The following is a 15,415-nucleotide window of genomic DNA, read 5'->3' as shown; positions in this document are numbered from 1 at the left end:
TTTGAGTTTTTATATGTTTAAGTTTAGCTGTATATAAATAACGTGTCAAGATATTATAATTTTTAATAGCTACTGATATTTTGTAGAAAGTATACGAAATATAGTGGGCTAAAAACCCACTATATTATTAATTTATTTTTTATGTTTATTTACATTCGCTAACGTCTAGTTTAACCTCGCCAAAAGGCTTTTTGTTTTCAAGAAAATAGTTGTATTGTATGCCTGATATTTGACCAGCAAAGCCTCCTTTTAGGTTTGGACACATATTTTTGATTTGTGAGCCCATAGCATTTAAAACTGTATCTTTTTGCTCTTTAGTTAGTTCGTTAAATTTGATATCTTCAGTGTCTGTTACTTTGAAATCATATATAAGATAACTGTTTTTGCAAGTTATGTTGTACGCAGTTGTATATGCATCAATTTTCATAGGAAGTTCTTTTTGTAATTTTTTTAGTGTTTTTTGTATCACATCACTATCACAACCCGCAAAAGCATACGCACAAAGTACAACCATGGCCCAAAATATCTTAAACATTTCTTCTCCTTTTAATTTAAAATAATATATTTTATATTTTATAAGGTTAAAGTATTATTAAATTTTACTTAACTTTTAGCAATATTTATATTTTCATACAAATACTTTTTTGTAATATTCTTTTAAAATACTTTAAGTTCTATTATAATAAAATAATTTAAATTTTTTTTAAGAAGGAGAAAGTATGAAGTATGATTCTAGTGGCAAGCTAAGTGGTAAATTTATATTATCAGCTGTAGTTTGCATGTGTGTATCATCTAGCATTTTTGCTTACGATGAAACTGGAATTTACGGTAACACAGGTAGTTGGGAGACAAGTGAATATAATAAAGACTGGGCTCTTAAATCAATGAATGCTTCTACAGCTTACGCGCTTGGATTTAATGGTAGTAACGTGAAAATAGGTGTTATGGATTCAGGAATACTAGTAACACATCCAGAATTTCAAGACGGTAGATTTAATGTTGTGAAATCTATTGGGGAATATAGTAAAAATGGTATGAGATATCCTGATACCATATATGGCAATTCACCTTTAAAAAATATTTTAGAACCTAAAATAAATGAAGATGGTACGCTTGCTAAAGATAGTAACGGAAATCAAATATATATACTAGATTATGACGAAACAAATAAAGGCGAGTTTAAAAAAGGTGATAAATTTGATATAGATGGTGCTTGGAGACAATTTATAAATGATTCACACGGCACACATGTTGCTGGAAGTATGGCCGCTTCAAGAAACGGCAGTGAAATGCATGGTGTTGCATTTGGGTCTAATTTATACGCAGCAAATACAGGTGGAACAGATGGAATGACTTATGGTCCAAACCAAGACTATAACTATTTTTTGCAAGGGTATACTAATCTAGCAAATAGTGGTGTAAAGGTTATCAATAATAGTTGGGGGTCAAATAGAAAAGTTAATTCTGCTTTTGAAGGAGCTATTGGATACAAAACTACAAGCGGTAATTTATCAGTGCCAGAATATAACATAGTAATGCGAGATGTAACAAAAATCACAGAAACAAATAATCCAAAAGATCACATGTATCTTAAAAATTTGGATGAGGCTAAAAAAGCTTATTATCAATTTGTAACTAGTGGTGAAAAAAGTTTTATAGATGCGGCATATGAAGTAGCAGTTAATCATCAAATTATTCAAGTTTTTACAGCTGGAAATAGAAGCTATATGGCAGAATCATTTACTCGTGCAATGTTACCTTATTTTCGTCCAGATGCTGAAAAATACTGGATTAATGTAACTGGTCAAACAGGAGGCGATGGATATCCGTATAATGTGAAAGGAAGCCTGGTAAACACATCTGATGTTCAGATATTTAATGAGGCCGGACATTCGAAATGGTGGACGATCGCATCACCTGCTAGAAATATTTACTCTTCCATAGTTGATTTAGCTAGTGGGGAAGCTGGATATGCATATTATAACGGAACTTCAATGGCAGCTCCGCATGTATCTGGGGCTTTGGGTGTAATATTTGGGAGATATCCATATATGAGTACATCTCAAGGTAGAGATGTCATGCTAACAACTGCTAGGCAAACATCTTCAAGGCCAGATTCTTCTTTTGGTCAGCCTTTAGCAAGATGGGGATCTCAAGGTTTAGGTGTACCTAGTGAAGTATGGGGTTGGGGTATATTAGATCTTGGTGCAGCTATGTTTGGTCCTGGACAGTTTTTAGGCAAATTTGATGTTACAATGAATCAAGATGATATTTGGCAAAATGACATTTCTGATAAAGCTATCAAATTTAGACAACAAGAAGATACGAATGAAGCAGCTATTTGGCAAGTTAGAAAAGCAGAACTTGATGCAAAAGCAAGTTTAAGTGCGCAAGAAAAAGCTGAAATTACATTTCAAACAGCAAGACAAAAAGCTAGAGATCTAAGAGCGCAAGATGGTTACGCTGGCTCTTTAGTTAAAAGAGGAAGCGGAACACTTACTTTAACTGGAAACAACAGTTTTAGTGGCGATACTATAATATATGGTGGTCAAATTTCTGCTTTAAATCAGTCTTTAACTAATACTAATGTTAGCGTTGAAAATCAAGGCAGATTAGAAATCTTAAGAGAAATAGATGTTTTGGCTCCAGTAAAAGATCCATCAACAAATTTAATAAATGCTTTAGCGTATAAAAGATTGACAAGTGAGCCAAAAACAGTTACTGCACGCATCAAAAATGGTGGAGAATTTATAGTAAATGATGGGGTTAGCAATATAAATTTAACTTTTGATCAAGGTTCTTTACTTGGTGTATCAAAAAGAAATTTAGTAGATTTCCAAAACCTTGGTATAAATCAAAGCAAAATATATAGTGCAAGCGGTAATTTCGTAACTCCAGAAAATGCTAGTGTTATAAATGATCTTGCATTTTTTGATGTATCAAAAATTTTAGCTGATAACCAAAATATACAACTTGGAATAAAAAGACAAGCTATGAGCAACATTGCTCGAACAAACAATGAAAATATCATTGCAAATTTAATAGATGATTCTAAAAATAGTCAGTTGCATAATTCAATGTTGATGCTAAAGAGAAATGATGCAAATAGATATTTTGAAGAATTATCGCAAGATAAAGCTTTTAAGGCTAAAAATAACTCAGTTATAAATTCATTTTTGCTAAAAAATAATGTTATGAATAGACCAGATGCGATAATAGCAGAAGTTGATACTGGTGTTAATCTATGGCTATCATCGTATTTAAATAGGATTAATGATAAAACAAGCAGTAGTTCTAAACTATCTTCAAATGGATATAGTCAATTAGTTGGACTTGATTTTTTGATAGGAGATAACTCAAAAGTTGGCGCATTCGTTGGTTTGGGTAAAACAAATCATAAGTCAAATGGTATCAAAGAGGCTAAAAGTGATGATTATCATGTGGGTGTTTATGGTGAAAGCAACTTTGATTTGTTTAAAGTAAACGCTGGTGCTTTTTATACTAAGAGTGATAGAGAACAAAACGTGTTTTCTAAGTCATTGCAAAATAACTATACAAACGCTGATGAGGCAATAACAAATGTATTTATAGAAGCTGGATATACAGGCATTAAATATGATAATTTTGTTATAGAACCATATGTTGGTGGTGGTTATATACATGCAAGTGCCGATAGCGCTAAAAGTGATTTGATATCTATAGATAATGAAAATAGAGATCTTACTTATGCTACAATAGGCGTAAAGCCAAGTATGATGTTTAAATTAGATGGTATAGACACAAAGGCAAAACTGGATTTGGCATACAATAAATTCTTTGGAGACAAAGAGCCAAATGCTGATATTGATATATTTGGCGTAGGAAGAGCAAAATTAACTGGCAATGAAATAAAAGATTTAACAACTGTAAATGCTGGATTTGACTTTTATATTACAAAAAATACAAGTTTATCTTTATCATATATGGGTGCATATAGCGGTGATATTACATCAAATGGCGTTAATGCTAAAATAAATATAGCATTTTAGAAATTTTTGTCCTTTCTCACTAACGAGAAAGGATATTTATTAAATAAAAATTTTGCAAATCTGAACTGTTGCAATGATTTTAAGATTTTATATTGGAATTTTAAAAAAATAGTGGCCGGGAGAAAGGGATTCGAACCCCTGGAGGCTTTCACCTCAACGGTTTTCAAGACCGCCGCTTTCGACCACTCAGCCATCTCCCGAGTATAGGTTTAGATTATCTTGTTTTTTCTTCTACCCAGCCAGCGCCATCATTTACTTTGTCTTTTGACCACTCATAGGCATTGTTTGTGTCTTTTTTAGCACCATGCCAAGTATTAGAACAACCTACAAAAAAAGTTAAACTCAAAATAGCACATATTAAAAAACGCATTTGATCCCCTTTTTATATTTAAGTATGGAGGCGACACCCGGATTCGAACCGAGGATAAAAGCTTTGCAGGCTTCTGCCTTACCACTTGGCCATGTCGCCATGCATAACTTATAAATATGGTGCCCGAGGCCGGACTTGAACCGGCACGGAAAAAAATTCCGAGGGATTTTAAGTCCCTTGCGTCTACCAATTCCGCCACCCGGGCACTACAACAAAAATAATCATAAAACTGGAGCGGGAAACGAGAGTCGAACTCGCGACATCGACCATGGCAAGGTCGCGCTCTACCACTGAGCTATTCCCGCGAAAATAAATAAAATGTTATTCTAGCTAAAGTAACCTTAAAAATTTATTTGATATATTGAAAGTATTTTAAATTATATTGTTTTATTTACTAATTTAAAAACATAAGCTAATATCTAGTTATTGCATAATACAATTGCAAAAATTTAAAACTTAAAAGGTTGTTTATGAAAAAACTTTATTTTATTTTGGCAATAAGCCTAAATTTTGCTTTCGCAACTAGTGATAAAAATATAAATGATTGCGTTACAAAAAGTGATTTTAAAAGTTGCAAAATTATAGCTGATAATCTTGAAAAAGGTTGTAAAAATGGTGATCAAGCGGATTGTTATTTTTATGCAGATATGATTTTTAAGGGTCTTGGTGTAAAGAGGGATGTGGTAAAATCTTTTGAAATTTATAAAGATTCATGTGAAAAAAATAGCTCCGAGGCTTGTTACGAAGCTTCTGTAAGATATCTTCAAGGTACTGGCACTGTGCAAGATTTTGACTTGTCTGGAAAGGCTCTTGAAAAAGCTTGTAAACTTGGTAGTAAAAGAGCATGCGACATTTTAGCTCTTGTACCACCTAAAAAATAAATATAAATTTTTAAAAGTATATGATAGTATAATTGCATTATACAAGCAAAGGAACTGGAAATGAAAAAAATATTTTTTATATTGAGTTTGAGTTCTATACTGGTTTTTGCAAGTGAACTAGATATGAACGAAACACAAAACACAGCTCAACTGGCTGAATTTAAAGCAAACTATAAAGTAGATGAGAATAAATTTGATCCACTTTATTGGTATAATAAACCCATGACATATTTTAATCATTACGCATATAGTTATGTTTTGATACCTATAGCAAAGGGCTATGATTATGTTATGCCTGATCCTATACAAGGTGCTATTAGCAACTTTTTTGATAATCTTTTGTATCCAGTTAGACTTATAAATAACTTGTTGCAAGGTAAATTTGAAAACTCACTTAATGAAACAAAAAGATTTTTAATAAACACAACTATAGGTTTTGCTGGATTTAGCGATGCTGCTTCTATGCATTTTGATTTACCAAAAAAGAATGTAGAAGATCTTGGGCAAACATTTGGATATTGGGGGATAGGAGAAGGATTCCCTATAGTTTTACCACTTATTGGCCAATCAAATTTAAGAGATTTAGTTGGTTCAGTAGGAGATTATTTTGCAGATCCTATAACATATGTTGATCGTGATGATGAATGGACTTCGGCTTATATAAAAGCATATAGAGAGCTAAATAAATTATCCCAAAGTTATACTGATTACGAGATACTTACAAAAGATCAAGATAACTTGTATGAATTTTTAAGAGATTTATATAGTATAAAACGAAAAAAAATGATCGCCGAATAGAAGAAAACAGATGCTTCAAAGAAGCGTCTGTTTTTAAAAGGAGGTTTTTTTATTAGTTGGGTAAAAGAATGATAGTAAAATATATTAAATACTATAAAAATGTAAAATAAATATCATTTTTTATCGTAAATTTTTTGCACTACATAACTAGCAAGATAAAACCCAAATGTAGAAGTAACGCCCATAAAGCTTCCCAAATCTTTACATTTTGGTAGTTCCGTAGAAAAAACCACATCAAAATTTCCTTCAAAATTTTCTTTTTTAAGTTCACTTCTAAATTTTCTTGCAAGGGCGTCGTTTGTAGTTTTCCAGATATTTGAAATTTTTATTTCAGTTGGATTTATGCGTTTTGCACCACCCATAGAACTTATAAAGATTATCTTTTTTTTACTATTTTGATTTAGATCCCAAACTTTTTTTGCTAAGGCAACTTTTGGGCTCATATCATCTATGGCATCTATTATGACATCAAATTTTTTTATATCAAAGTTTTGTAAAAATTCTGGGGTTAATGTTTCAAATATAGTTTTTATACCACTAAATTTATTTGCAAAGACATCTACTTTTCTTTCTCCTAGGTTTTCGCTTCCAAATTGTCTGTTTTGGTTTGTAATTTCAAAGATATCTTTATCTAGTATGGTCAAATCTATAAAGCCTGTCCTATAAAGCGCTTCTATGCATGCTCCACCAACACCACCGCATCCGCAAATCAAAATCTTAGTTTTAGCAAACTCGTCAAATTTATCTCCAAAAAGTGCTCTTGAACGAGAAAATCTATCTACTTTATCCACTCATCAACTCTTTTTAGCTCTTCAAAGGCGGTTAAATTTAACTTTATTGGAGTAAGTGATGCGTATCCATCCATGATGATGCTAAGATCTGTGTTGTCATTTTTTGCTATATCAAAATCCATAAAATCCGCTCCTATCCAGTATCTTTCAATGCCTCTAGGATCTCTGTTTAGTTGTGCGGCCGTTGAGTAAATTTTCTCTCCAGCTGGAACTATTTTTAAACCTTTATAATCTTTTTTACTAACAGCTGGTATGTTTAAATTTAAAAATTGTTTTTGTGGTAGAGGATAGCCTTTTTCAAAAATTTTTTTTACTATATCAAGAGTTATTTTGCATGCCAAATCAAAGCCGTATTTATCTATGCTATCTTTATTATAAGACTGAGAAACGGCAAGTGAAGGAATTCCTTGTAAAACTCCTTCCATTGCTCCTGCGCAAGTTCCAGAGTATGTTATATCTTCTGCTATATTCGATCCATGGTTTATGCCACTTACTATAATATCTGGTTTGTTTTCATAAAGTGTATGAAGTGCTAAATAAACGCAATCAGTTGGAGTTGCATCATCTAGTTTGAAAAATCCATCATCAATTTTTATAAATCTTAAAGGTCTAGTACATGTTATAGAGTGTGCACAAGCTGATTTTTCACTACTTGGTGCAACTATGGTAACATTCGCGATAGTTTTTAGTGCTTTTGCTAGTTCTTTTAATCCTAACGCTTCAAAACCATCATCATTTGTTATGAGAATTTCTTTCACATTTTGCCCTGATTATATATCTCTTGTTAAAGAAAATTTACCGCCACCACAAAATATCAAGCACAATGCTCCGCCAACATAAAGATAAACTATCTCGCCAACAAATCCACCATATTGAGTAATTGCAAATGGGGCGTGCGAGTTTGCTATATATATTATAATGCAAGATGTGCCAAATAACATAAGACTAGCAAATCTTGTAAAAACGCCAAAGATTATCATAAGTGGAGCTAAAACTTCGCCCAAATATACTCCATAAGACATCATCCCCGGTAAACCACTATTTATAAGCATACCTTTTACAGAATCGATTCCATTGCTTAGTTTAAATATACCATGCATTAAAACACATATTCCAAGAAAAATTCTTAAAAATAAAAGCCCTATATTATAGTTGTGCAAAAACTTCATTTATATCCTTTGTGTTTTGTGGTTATAGATTATTATAGCAAAAAATGATGAAAAATTTATATTTTTATTATAAACTTAAATATTAAAATTAGGGTAAAAGTATCGATATATAGGCTAAATTAATGATAAAATTTAGTCTACCGAGAAATAAATTTTTAGAAACTAAATTTAATTTTACTAAAAGCTTCTACATGGTTCAAAGATTTTTACAGTTTGTATTTATACCCACTACTTAAATTGCTATCTAGAAGTTGTTGGTGTATCCAAAGTCTAGGCTTGTTGTATTACTATAAGTTTCTTTATATATTGTGATGCACTTATAAAGAACTTCTAATAAATTATTTGTAGGTTATAGTGTTATAAAACTATAACCTATTGATTTTTATTGGCAACCCTCACACTCTATACTTCTATCAACTGCAGTTTTTTGCTCTATTTCGCTTTCTGGACTTTGACTTCTTAGGTAGTATGTTGATTTAAGTCCAAGCTCCCAAGCGAGTGTGTAAATTTGGTTTAAAACACCACCAGAGGCTTTATCTAGAGAGATGAATATGTTTAGGCTTTGTCCTTGATCTATCCATTTTTGCCTGATTGCTCCAGCTTTTACTAAAAGTCTTTGATCTATATCATAAGCGGGTGTGTAGTATTGCCAAGTATCAGGGCTTAAGTTTGGCACTACAACTGGTATCATACCACTTAGATTGTGTTCGAACCATTTTCTTTTATAAACTGGCTCTATTGTTTGAGTTGTTCCAACTAAAATACTAATACTAGAAGTTGGAGCTATTGCCATAAGATAACCATTTCTTATGCCATCACTCATAACTTTTTCTTTTAGTTTGTTCCAATTTCTTGTTTTTTCATCAAAAAGTCCATTTCTTTTTACTAAATCTTTTGCTTTTTGGTTTGCTATGTCGATTGGGAAAATGCCTTTAGACCATTTTGAACCTTCAAAATCGGGATATTTACCTTTTTCTAAAGCTAAATTTGAAGATGCATAAATAGCGTTGTAACTTATGTTTTCCATGATTTCATCTATCTTTACTAGGTGTTCGTAGCTTCCCCATTCTATACCTTTTTCGGCTAACATTTGAGCTTCACCCATAACTCCAAGTCCTATTGATCTGGAAGCTAAATTTGTATTTTTAACTTTGATATGTGGATAGAAATTTAAATCAATTACATTATCAAGCATTCTTATGGCTATTGGAACAACTCTATTGATATCTTCTTGAGTGTTTACCTTGCTTAAATTTACACTTGCAAGATTGCAAACCGCCGTTTTACCCTCTATAAGTTCTTTTTCTACAATGTAAATTTCTTTGCCATTTAAGCTATCAAGAGCTGTGATTTTTTTCGCTTTTTTCTTATATCCCCCATCAATTACTATATCTTCATCTTCATCGAAAACATCTACTGTTTTATCTTTATAAATTACTTTTATTTTATAGTAGCTTGGATCTGTATTTTGGAAAATTTCAGTACATAAATTTGAACTTCTTATGATACCTTTATGATTATTTGGATTGACCTTGTTTGCACTATCTTTAAAGCATAAAAATGGCATTCCTGTTTCAAAGTAGTTTGTTAAGATCTTTTTCCAAAGTTCTTTTGCCTGCATAGTGTTTTTAGAAATACTTTCGTCATTTTCATACTCAATATATCTTTTTTCAAATGCTTCTCCGTAAAGATCGCAAAGATCTTTTACATCAACTGGATCAAAGAGTGTCCATCTCTCGTTGTTTTCCACTCTTTTCATAAAAAGATCATTTATCCAAAGTGCTGGAAATAGTTCATGCGCTCTTCTTCGCTCTTCTCCAGAGTTCTTTCTAAGATCTATAAAGTCGCTTATATCCATATGCCATGGCTCTATGTAAACAGCGATTGCTCCCTTTCTAGTGCCTAGTTGATCAACTGCAACTGCTATGTCATTTGTTATCTTAAGAAATGGTATAATACCTCCAGCTGCGTTTTTATGCCCATCTATTGCTCCGCCAACTGCTCTTACTTGGTTCCAGTCCCAGCCAACTCCGCCGCCAAATTTAGAAAGTAAAGCCATCTCTTTATAGCTATCAAAAATTCCTTCTATATTATCAGGTGTTGAACCAATATAACATGATGAGAGCTGATGACGAGTAGTTCTTGCATTTGATAAAGTTGGAGTTGCTGGCATAACCTCAAATTTACTTATAAGGTCGTAAAATTTTTTTGCCCAACTTTGGCAGTCAAACTCATTTTGCGCAAGAAACATAGAAATTGCCATAAACATATGTTGTGGTAATTCGATAGGTTTAGCGTTACTATCTTTGATTAGATATCTATCATAAAGCGTTTTTATACCAAGATAGTTAAATTGTAAATCTCTACTATAATCAAGATATGAGTTTAAATCATCTAGGTCATACTTTTCTTTAAGTCCAAGCATAATTCGACCAGATTTTTCGCCTTTTTCAAAATATTCTTTAAGATGATTATATCCGCTATAGCCTGTAACTTTATGATACAAATCATATAAGAAAAGTCTAGCTGCAACAAAAGTCCAATTTGGACGGTCAATGTCTATCTTTTCAACAGCTGTTTTTATGAGGGTTTGTTGAATTTCCTCTGTTGTTATCATATCTCGAAACTGGATTTTCGCATCTACTTCAAGCTCGCTTAGGCTAACATTGTCTAGTCCTTCAACTGCTTCTTTTGTATATTTTTTTATTTTACTTATGTCTAATTCTTCGGTTCTACCGTTTCTTTTTATTACTTTCAAATTGCTTCCTTGGCTTATTTAAAAACTCTTGTAAAAATTTTGTCTACATTTTTTGTATAGTATGTATAATCAAAACATGCCTTTATCTCATCAACGCTAAGTTTTTCGCAAAGTTCTGTATCATTTAGTAAATTTTGTAGATAAAGGCTATGTCCTTGCCCATCGATTGCTTTTTTGCCTTCTTGAAGATCTGCCCAAACCTTCATAGCATTTCTTTGAACTATTTTATAAGCATCTTCTCTGCTTAAGCCTTTTTTTGGAAGTTCGAGCAAAATTCTTTGAGAAAACACTAAACCACCTGTTAAATTTAAATTTCTCATCATATTTTCTGGATAAACCACGAGTTTGTCTATCAAATTTGTTAAGCGGTTTAGCATAAAATCAGTTGTTATAAACCCATCAGGAAGTATAAATCTCTCAACTGAGCTATGGCTTATATCTCTTTCATGCCAAAGAGCTACATTTTCCATTGCTGGCATTGCATAAGAGCGTATCATTCTACAAAGTCCGGTTATGTTTTCGCTTAAAACCGGGTTTCTTTTATGTGGCATAGCTGAGCTTCCCTTTTGTCCAGGGCTAAAGTACTCCTCACACTCATAAACTTCAGTTCTTTGGTAATGACGGATGGCAACTGCTATTTTTTCACATGATGATGCAAGTATAGCTAAAGCGCTCATTACTTGTGCGTATCGATCTCTTTGGATTACTTGGTTTGAAGCTGGGGCTGGTTGTAGGTCTAAAAACTCACAAACAAGTTCTTCAAGATCAAGTGGGGCATGAGCAAAATTTCCCATAGCTCCACTTATCTTCCCAACGCTTATAACCTTTTTTGCGTGCTCCAAAAGTTCAAGCGAGCGAGCAATCTCATCATACCATATCGCTAGAACTAAGCCAAAAGTTATAGGCTCGCCATGTATTCCATGGCTTCTACCTACCATTAGTGTGCTTTTATGCTCTATTGCGCGTTTTTTTATAGCATTCATTAAATTTTTAACATCAGATATTATAAGGTTTAAACTATCTCTTATTTGCAAAGCAACTGCTGTATCTATGGTATCGCTAGATGTCATGGCAAAATGCACAAAACGACTCTCTTCGCCCAAGCTTTCACTAACGCTTGTTAAAAATGCGATAACATCGTGTTTTGTTGTTTTTTCTATCTCATCGATTCTATTTATGTCAAATTTAGCATTTTTTATAATCTTTTCGCAATCGCTATCATTTATCAGGCCAAGTTTATTCCAAGCCTTTACTGCTGCTTTTTCAACCTCTAACCAAGCATCATATTTTGCTTGCATATTCCATTTATCACTCATCTCTTTTCTTGCATATCGCTCAACCATATCAATGCCTTTAATTTAAAAATAAAAATTTATTTTACCTGTAAAGTCATTATAAAGTCATTAAATTTTTAATTTAGTAGTAGGTCAAATTTTATCTTTTAGTTATTTAAAATTTGACCTTTTTTGTATTTTATATGTAGATTAGTCTTCTAGCTCTATCCATTTTTGTGCGATTCTTACAGCATTAGTTGCTGCTCCTACACGTATTTGATCAGCTGCACAAAATAGATGTAAAACATTATCTCTAAAGTTATCTTTTCTAATTCTACCTACATATGTATCGTTTGTATCTGTTGAAAGAAGTGGCATTGGATAAAGTTTTTTGCTAGGCTCATCAACTACAACGATGCTTGGTGCATTTTTTAAAATGTCTCTTGCTTTGTTTGCGTCAATTGCATTTGCAAAATGTATAGTTATAGCTTCGCTATGACTCCTTAAAATCGGTACTCTAACACAAGTTGCGCTTACTTCTATTTTTTTGTGTAAGATTTTTTGTGTTTCATTTACCATCTTCATCTCTTCTTTTGTATAGTCATTATCTAAGAAAATATCAATATGTGGTATCAAATTTAATGCGATTTGATATGGAAATACTTTTGGCTCACACTCATCAAGGTTAAAGGCAAAAAACTGTTGCATTTGTTTAACAAGCTCTTCCATTCCTTCTTTTCCAGCACCACTTGTTGCTTGATATGTGCTAACATCGACTCTTTGTATATTAAATGCATCATCAAGCGGTTTTAGGATTTGAACCATTTGTATGGTTGAGCAATTTGGATTTGCAATGATTCCAGTGTTTTTCCACTCTTTTATATCTTGTGGGTTACATTCAGGAACAACTAAAGGCACATCACTTCGCATCCTAAAATGACTTGTATTGTCTATTACTAAAGCCCCACTTCTTACTGCAAATGGTACAAATTTCTCAGAAACTGAGCCACCCGCACTAAAAAATGCTATATCTATTTCATGCTCATCAAAGATCGTCTCTGTTAACTCAATTACTTTATAGGTTTTACCAAGGCATTCTACCTCACTTCCAGTACTTTTGCTGCTAGCAAGAGGTAATACATTATTGATAGGAAAATTTACTTCGCCTAAAACATTCAATATTTCTTCACCAACTGCGCCTGTTGCACCAACTATGGCAATGTTGTATTTTCTCATAGTAAACCTTTAAAATAAAATTTTATTATTATATCAAAATTAAAAAGAATTTTTTCTGCTATACAAAAACAAATCTTCTTTACTTATAGCTTCGTTATCGCTTAAAATAGCAGCTCTTTCTACTATGGATATAAGCTCTCTTATATTTCCAGGAAAATCATAACTCATAAGCTCATCTTTTGCTTCGTCGTTAAAATATTTTTTGCCTAGATTATATTCTTTGCAAACTTTATCTAAAACAGAATTTGCTATGCTTTGTATCTCATCTTTGCGTTCTCTAAGTGGGGGTATTATTATGGGAACCGTATTTAATCTGTAAAATAAATCTTCTCTAAATTCCCCATCTTCAACTTTTTGTTTTAAATTTGCATTTGTAGCACTTATGATCCTAACATCTATTTTTGTGCTTTTTGTTGCACCAAGTCTAGTTATCTCTCTTTCTTGCAATGCCCTTAAGAGTTTTGGTTGAAGCTTTATTGGCATTTCACCGATCTCGTCTAAAAACAAAGTTCCGCCATTTGCTAGTTCAAAAAAGCCAATTTTTTGAGTAGTTGCATCTGTAAAAGCACCTTTTTCATATCCATAAAGTTCACTTTCAAGTAAATTTTCTGGGATTGCTGCCATATTTATAGCGATAAATGGTTTTTTTGCTCTTTTTGAGTTTTTGTGTATAAATTTAGCAAAAACTTCTTTTCCAACACCACTTTCACCACTTAGCATAATATTTACATCAGTTGGAGCTGCCTTTTTTGCAAGATGTAGTGTTTGGTTTAGCGCTGATGAGCTTCCAACAAAATCTTTATCATTATTTTTTATGTCTATTTTGGGTTTTGATATGATTTTAGTTTTAAATTTTTGAGAACGAATTATAGCTTCATAAAGAGTTGTTATGTCAAACGGTTTAGTTAAAAAATCTTTCACTCCAAGTCTTACACTTTCTATTGCTCTATTTAAAGTTGCATTTCCAGTAATTATAATAACATCAAATTTTCCATCAAGTTCTTTTATAAATTCAATGCCATCCATTTTAGGCATATTTATGTCAGTTATTATAACATCTGTATCATCGCTTATTTTTTTTAGTGCATCAACTGCACTTTTAAAGCTGGTTATGTTAAACTCTTCATACTCGCTAAGGGCAATTTCTAGGGATTTTCGCATATTTATATCATCCTCAACTATAACAATATTCATCTAAAATCCTTTATCAAATTTATTTATGATAGCAAAATCAGGCTTAAATTCAACCTCAAATCTTATTGGTGAAAGTGTTAAGATGAGATTTGAGTAAAAATTTTCATCTTCTAGTTTGGATTTATCTTTTATGTGTATTTTTGAAGCACAAAAGCATGTGAAAAGTTCGTCTTTATGTCTATTTAGAAATTGATAAGAAGTTTCACCATTTTTTATGGAATCTTGTATTTTACAAACAAAATTTGATGAGCTTTTAGTTGAAATCATAGCCTTTGATATAGCTATGATTTCACTTTTTATGATATGATTTTGAGAGTTTACTTGAGCCCAAAAAACAAACTCATCTCCTCCAAAAGCAAATTTACAAAGAAGTATTAGTAAGAAAAGACTTCTTGCCACTTCTCTTGGCTCATCTCAAGTTCTAACTCGACTTTGTAAAGACCATTTTGAAAGTACTCATTTGTAACGGCTGCATTTTTTACTAGACCATCAACTTGTGATGTAATAGATGAGTTTTTAAGCATAGCGTCTTTAACTGTGTCTCTTGAGTTGATTTTAACTCCATAAAGTTTTGCAGCTAGGTTTCTATACGCATCTGCCATGGCAGCTCTCTTTGCTAAAGCTAAAGCTTGTGCTGGAGAAACAGTATTTAAAGGAGCTATACCTTCACCAACTGCACTAAAAGTAGCATTTGCTGGCTCAGGCGCACTGTATATCATCTTTTCTTTTTTCATAACTTCTCTAATATCGTCTTTATCGACTTTTTGTATAACAACTTCTTGGGCTGGCGTATTTGAAGAAGAGCCAAAGCCATTAAAGCTACAACCGCTAAAACCTAGTAAAGCTATAAAAATCATAGCAATGGTATACACATTTTTCATTTTTTACCTCTTTTTTTGATAAAATCACACAAGCA

The 15,415-nt window shown here is 32.3% G+C and carries 14 protein-coding genes and 4 tRNA genes; 3 read left to right on the top strand and 15 right to left on the bottom strand.

Features of this window, described 5'->3' with window-relative positions; all coding sequences use genetic code 11:
* Nucleotides 1–145 precede the first annotated feature (145 nt).
* Nucleotides 146–535, bottom strand: coding sequence for a hypothetical protein (locus ACZ5VL_RS02905; RefSeq protein ID WP_464199735.1), 390 nt, complete (start codon nucleotides 533–535; stop codon nucleotides 146–148).
* A gap of 184 nt (nucleotides 536–719) precedes the next feature.
* Between ACZ5VL_RS02905 and ACZ5VL_RS02900 the strand changes: the two genes are divergently transcribed.
* Nucleotides 720–4,028: a S8 family serine peptidase gene (locus ACZ5VL_RS02900; RefSeq protein ID WP_464199733.1), complete on the top strand. Its 3,309-nt coding sequence runs from the start codon at nucleotides 720–722 to the stop codon at nucleotides 4,026–4,028.
* 112 nt (nucleotides 4,029–4,140) lie between these two features.
* Here ACZ5VL_RS02900 and ACZ5VL_RS02895 read toward each other — a convergent pair.
* The 5 genes from ACZ5VL_RS02895 to ACZ5VL_RS02875 all read right to left on the bottom strand — a co-directional run bounded on the left by ACZ5VL_RS02895 (nucleotide 4,141) and on the right by ACZ5VL_RS02875 (nucleotide 4,703).
* Nucleotides 4,141–4,228 (bottom strand) — tRNA-Ser (locus ACZ5VL_RS02895).
* Nucleotides 4,229–4,242: 14 nt separating this feature from the next.
* Complete coding sequence (locus ACZ5VL_RS02890; protein WP_464199732.1) at nucleotides 4,243–4,398, bottom strand: hypothetical protein; 156 nt, start codon at nucleotides 4,396–4,398, stop codon at nucleotides 4,243–4,245.
* Nucleotides 4,399–4,423: 25 nt separating this feature from the next.
* A tRNA-Cys gene (locus tag ACZ5VL_RS02885) sits at nucleotides 4,424–4,497 on the bottom strand.
* 18 nt (nucleotides 4,498–4,515) lie between these two features.
* A tRNA-Leu gene (locus tag ACZ5VL_RS02880) sits at nucleotides 4,516–4,603 on the bottom strand.
* 25 nt (nucleotides 4,604–4,628) lie between these two features.
* Nucleotides 4,629–4,703, bottom strand: a tRNA-Gly gene (locus tag ACZ5VL_RS02875).
* Nucleotides 4,704–4,868: 165 nt separating this feature from the next.
* Between ACZ5VL_RS02875 and ACZ5VL_RS02870 the strand changes: the two genes are divergently transcribed.
* Both ACZ5VL_RS02870 and ACZ5VL_RS02865 read left to right on the top strand, forming a co-directional pair.
* Nucleotides 4,869–5,279 carry a tetratricopeptide repeat protein gene (locus tag ACZ5VL_RS02870; protein ID WP_464199731.1) on the top strand — a complete coding sequence of 137 codons (411 nt, stop codon included), beginning with the start codon at nucleotides 4,869–4,871 and terminating at the stop codon, nucleotides 5,277–5,279.
* A 60-nt stretch (nucleotides 5,280–5,339) separates the two neighbouring features.
* Nucleotides 5,340–6,077, top strand: a complete 738-nt coding sequence (locus ACZ5VL_RS02865; protein WP_464199729.1) for an MlaA family lipoprotein — start codon at nucleotides 5,340–5,342, stop codon at nucleotides 6,075–6,077.
* 113 nt (nucleotides 6,078–6,190) lie between these two features.
* Here ACZ5VL_RS02865 and ACZ5VL_RS02860 read toward each other — a convergent pair whose 3' ends face one another.
* The 9 genes from ACZ5VL_RS02860 to ACZ5VL_RS02820 all read right to left on the bottom strand — a co-directional run bounded on the left by ACZ5VL_RS02860 (nucleotide 6,191) and on the right by ACZ5VL_RS02820 (nucleotide 15,380).
* A complete protein-coding gene (locus ACZ5VL_RS02860; RefSeq protein ID WP_464199727.1) occupies nucleotides 6,191–6,868 on the bottom strand; it encodes a tRNA threonylcarbamoyladenosine dehydratase in 678 nt (225 codons plus the stop codon).
* A complete protein-coding gene (surE, locus tag ACZ5VL_RS02855; RefSeq protein WP_464199725.1) occupies nucleotides 6,856–7,626 on the bottom strand; it encodes a 5'/3'-nucleotidase SurE in 771 nt (256 codons plus the stop codon). The genes ACZ5VL_RS02860 and surE overlap by 13 nt, the downstream gene beginning before the upstream one ends.
* Before the next feature lie 12 nt (nucleotides 7,627–7,638).
* Nucleotides 7,639–8,037, bottom strand: coding sequence for a DoxX family protein (locus ACZ5VL_RS02850; RefSeq protein WP_464199723.1), 399 nt, complete (start codon nucleotides 8,035–8,037; stop codon nucleotides 7,639–7,641).
* 382 nt (nucleotides 8,038–8,419) lie between these two features.
* Nucleotides 8,420–10,795, bottom strand: coding sequence for a ribonucleoside-diphosphate reductase subunit alpha (locus ACZ5VL_RS02845; protein WP_464199721.1), 2,376 nt, complete (start codon nucleotides 10,793–10,795; stop codon nucleotides 8,420–8,422).
* 14 nt (nucleotides 10,796–10,809) lie between these two features.
* Nucleotides 10,810–12,138: an adenylosuccinate lyase gene (purB, locus tag ACZ5VL_RS02840; RefSeq protein WP_464199719.1), complete on the bottom strand. Its 1,329-nt coding sequence runs from the start codon at nucleotides 12,136–12,138 to the stop codon at nucleotides 10,810–10,812.
* A gap of 141 nt (nucleotides 12,139–12,279) precedes the next feature.
* Nucleotides 12,280–13,305 carry an aspartate-semialdehyde dehydrogenase gene (locus ACZ5VL_RS02835; RefSeq protein WP_464199717.1) on the bottom strand — a complete coding sequence of 342 codons (1,026 nt, stop codon included), beginning with the start codon at nucleotides 13,303–13,305 and terminating at the stop codon, nucleotides 12,280–12,282.
* 39 nt (nucleotides 13,306–13,344) lie between these two features.
* Nucleotides 13,345–14,499, bottom strand: coding sequence for a sigma-54-dependent transcriptional regulator (locus ACZ5VL_RS02830; protein WP_464199715.1), 1,155 nt, complete (start codon nucleotides 14,497–14,499; stop codon nucleotides 13,345–13,347).
* Nucleotides 14,500–14,898 carry a hypothetical protein gene (locus ACZ5VL_RS02825; protein WP_464199713.1) on the bottom strand — a complete coding sequence of 133 codons (399 nt, stop codon included), beginning with the start codon at nucleotides 14,896–14,898 and terminating at the stop codon, nucleotides 14,500–14,502.
* Complete coding sequence (locus tag ACZ5VL_RS02820; protein ID WP_464199712.1) at nucleotides 14,874–15,380, bottom strand: LPP20 family lipoprotein; 507 nt, start codon at nucleotides 15,378–15,380, stop codon at nucleotides 14,874–14,876. The genes ACZ5VL_RS02825 and ACZ5VL_RS02820 overlap by 25 nt, the downstream gene beginning before the upstream one ends.
* Nucleotides 15,381–15,415: the final 35 nt, after the last annotated feature.

This window comes from Campylobacter sp. GTC17093 (assembly GCF_055397635.1).
This window is presented reverse-complemented; position numbering and strand designations above follow the sequence as displayed.

Coding starts and splice junctions, on each gene's coding strand:
- ACZ5VL_RS02905 (WP_464199735.1), bottom strand. CDS start 535: ATGTTTAAGATATTTTGGGCCATGGTTGTACTTTGTGCGTATGCTTTT.
- ACZ5VL_RS02900 (WP_464199733.1), top strand. CDS start 720: ATGAAGTATGATTCTAGTGGCAAGCTAAGTGGTAAATTTATATTATCA.
- ACZ5VL_RS02890 (WP_464199732.1), bottom strand. CDS start 4,398: ATGCGTTTTTTAATATGTGCTATTTTGAGTTTAACTTTTTTTGTAGGT.
- ACZ5VL_RS02870 (WP_464199731.1), top strand. CDS start 4,869: ATGAAAAAACTTTATTTTATTTTGGCAATAAGCCTAAATTTTGCTTTC.
- ACZ5VL_RS02865 (WP_464199729.1), top strand. CDS start 5,340: ATGAAAAAAATATTTTTTATATTGAGTTTGAGTTCTATACTGGTTTTT.
- ACZ5VL_RS02850 (WP_464199723.1), bottom strand. CDS start 8,037: ATGAAGTTTTTGCACAACTATAATATAGGGCTTTTATTTTTAAGAATT.
- purB (WP_464199719.1), bottom strand. CDS start 12,138: ATGGTTGAGCGATATGCAAGAAAAGAGATGAGTGATAAATGGAATATG.
- ACZ5VL_RS02835 (WP_464199717.1), bottom strand. CDS start 13,305: ATGAGAAAATACAACATTGCCATAGTTGGTGCAACAGGCGCAGTTGGT.
- ACZ5VL_RS02830 (WP_464199715.1), bottom strand. CDS start 14,499: ATGAATATTGTTATAGTTGAGGATGATATAAATATGCGAAAATCCCTA.
- ACZ5VL_RS02820 (WP_464199712.1), bottom strand. CDS start 15,380: ATGAAAAATGTGTATACCATTGCTATGATTTTTATAGCTTTACTAGGT.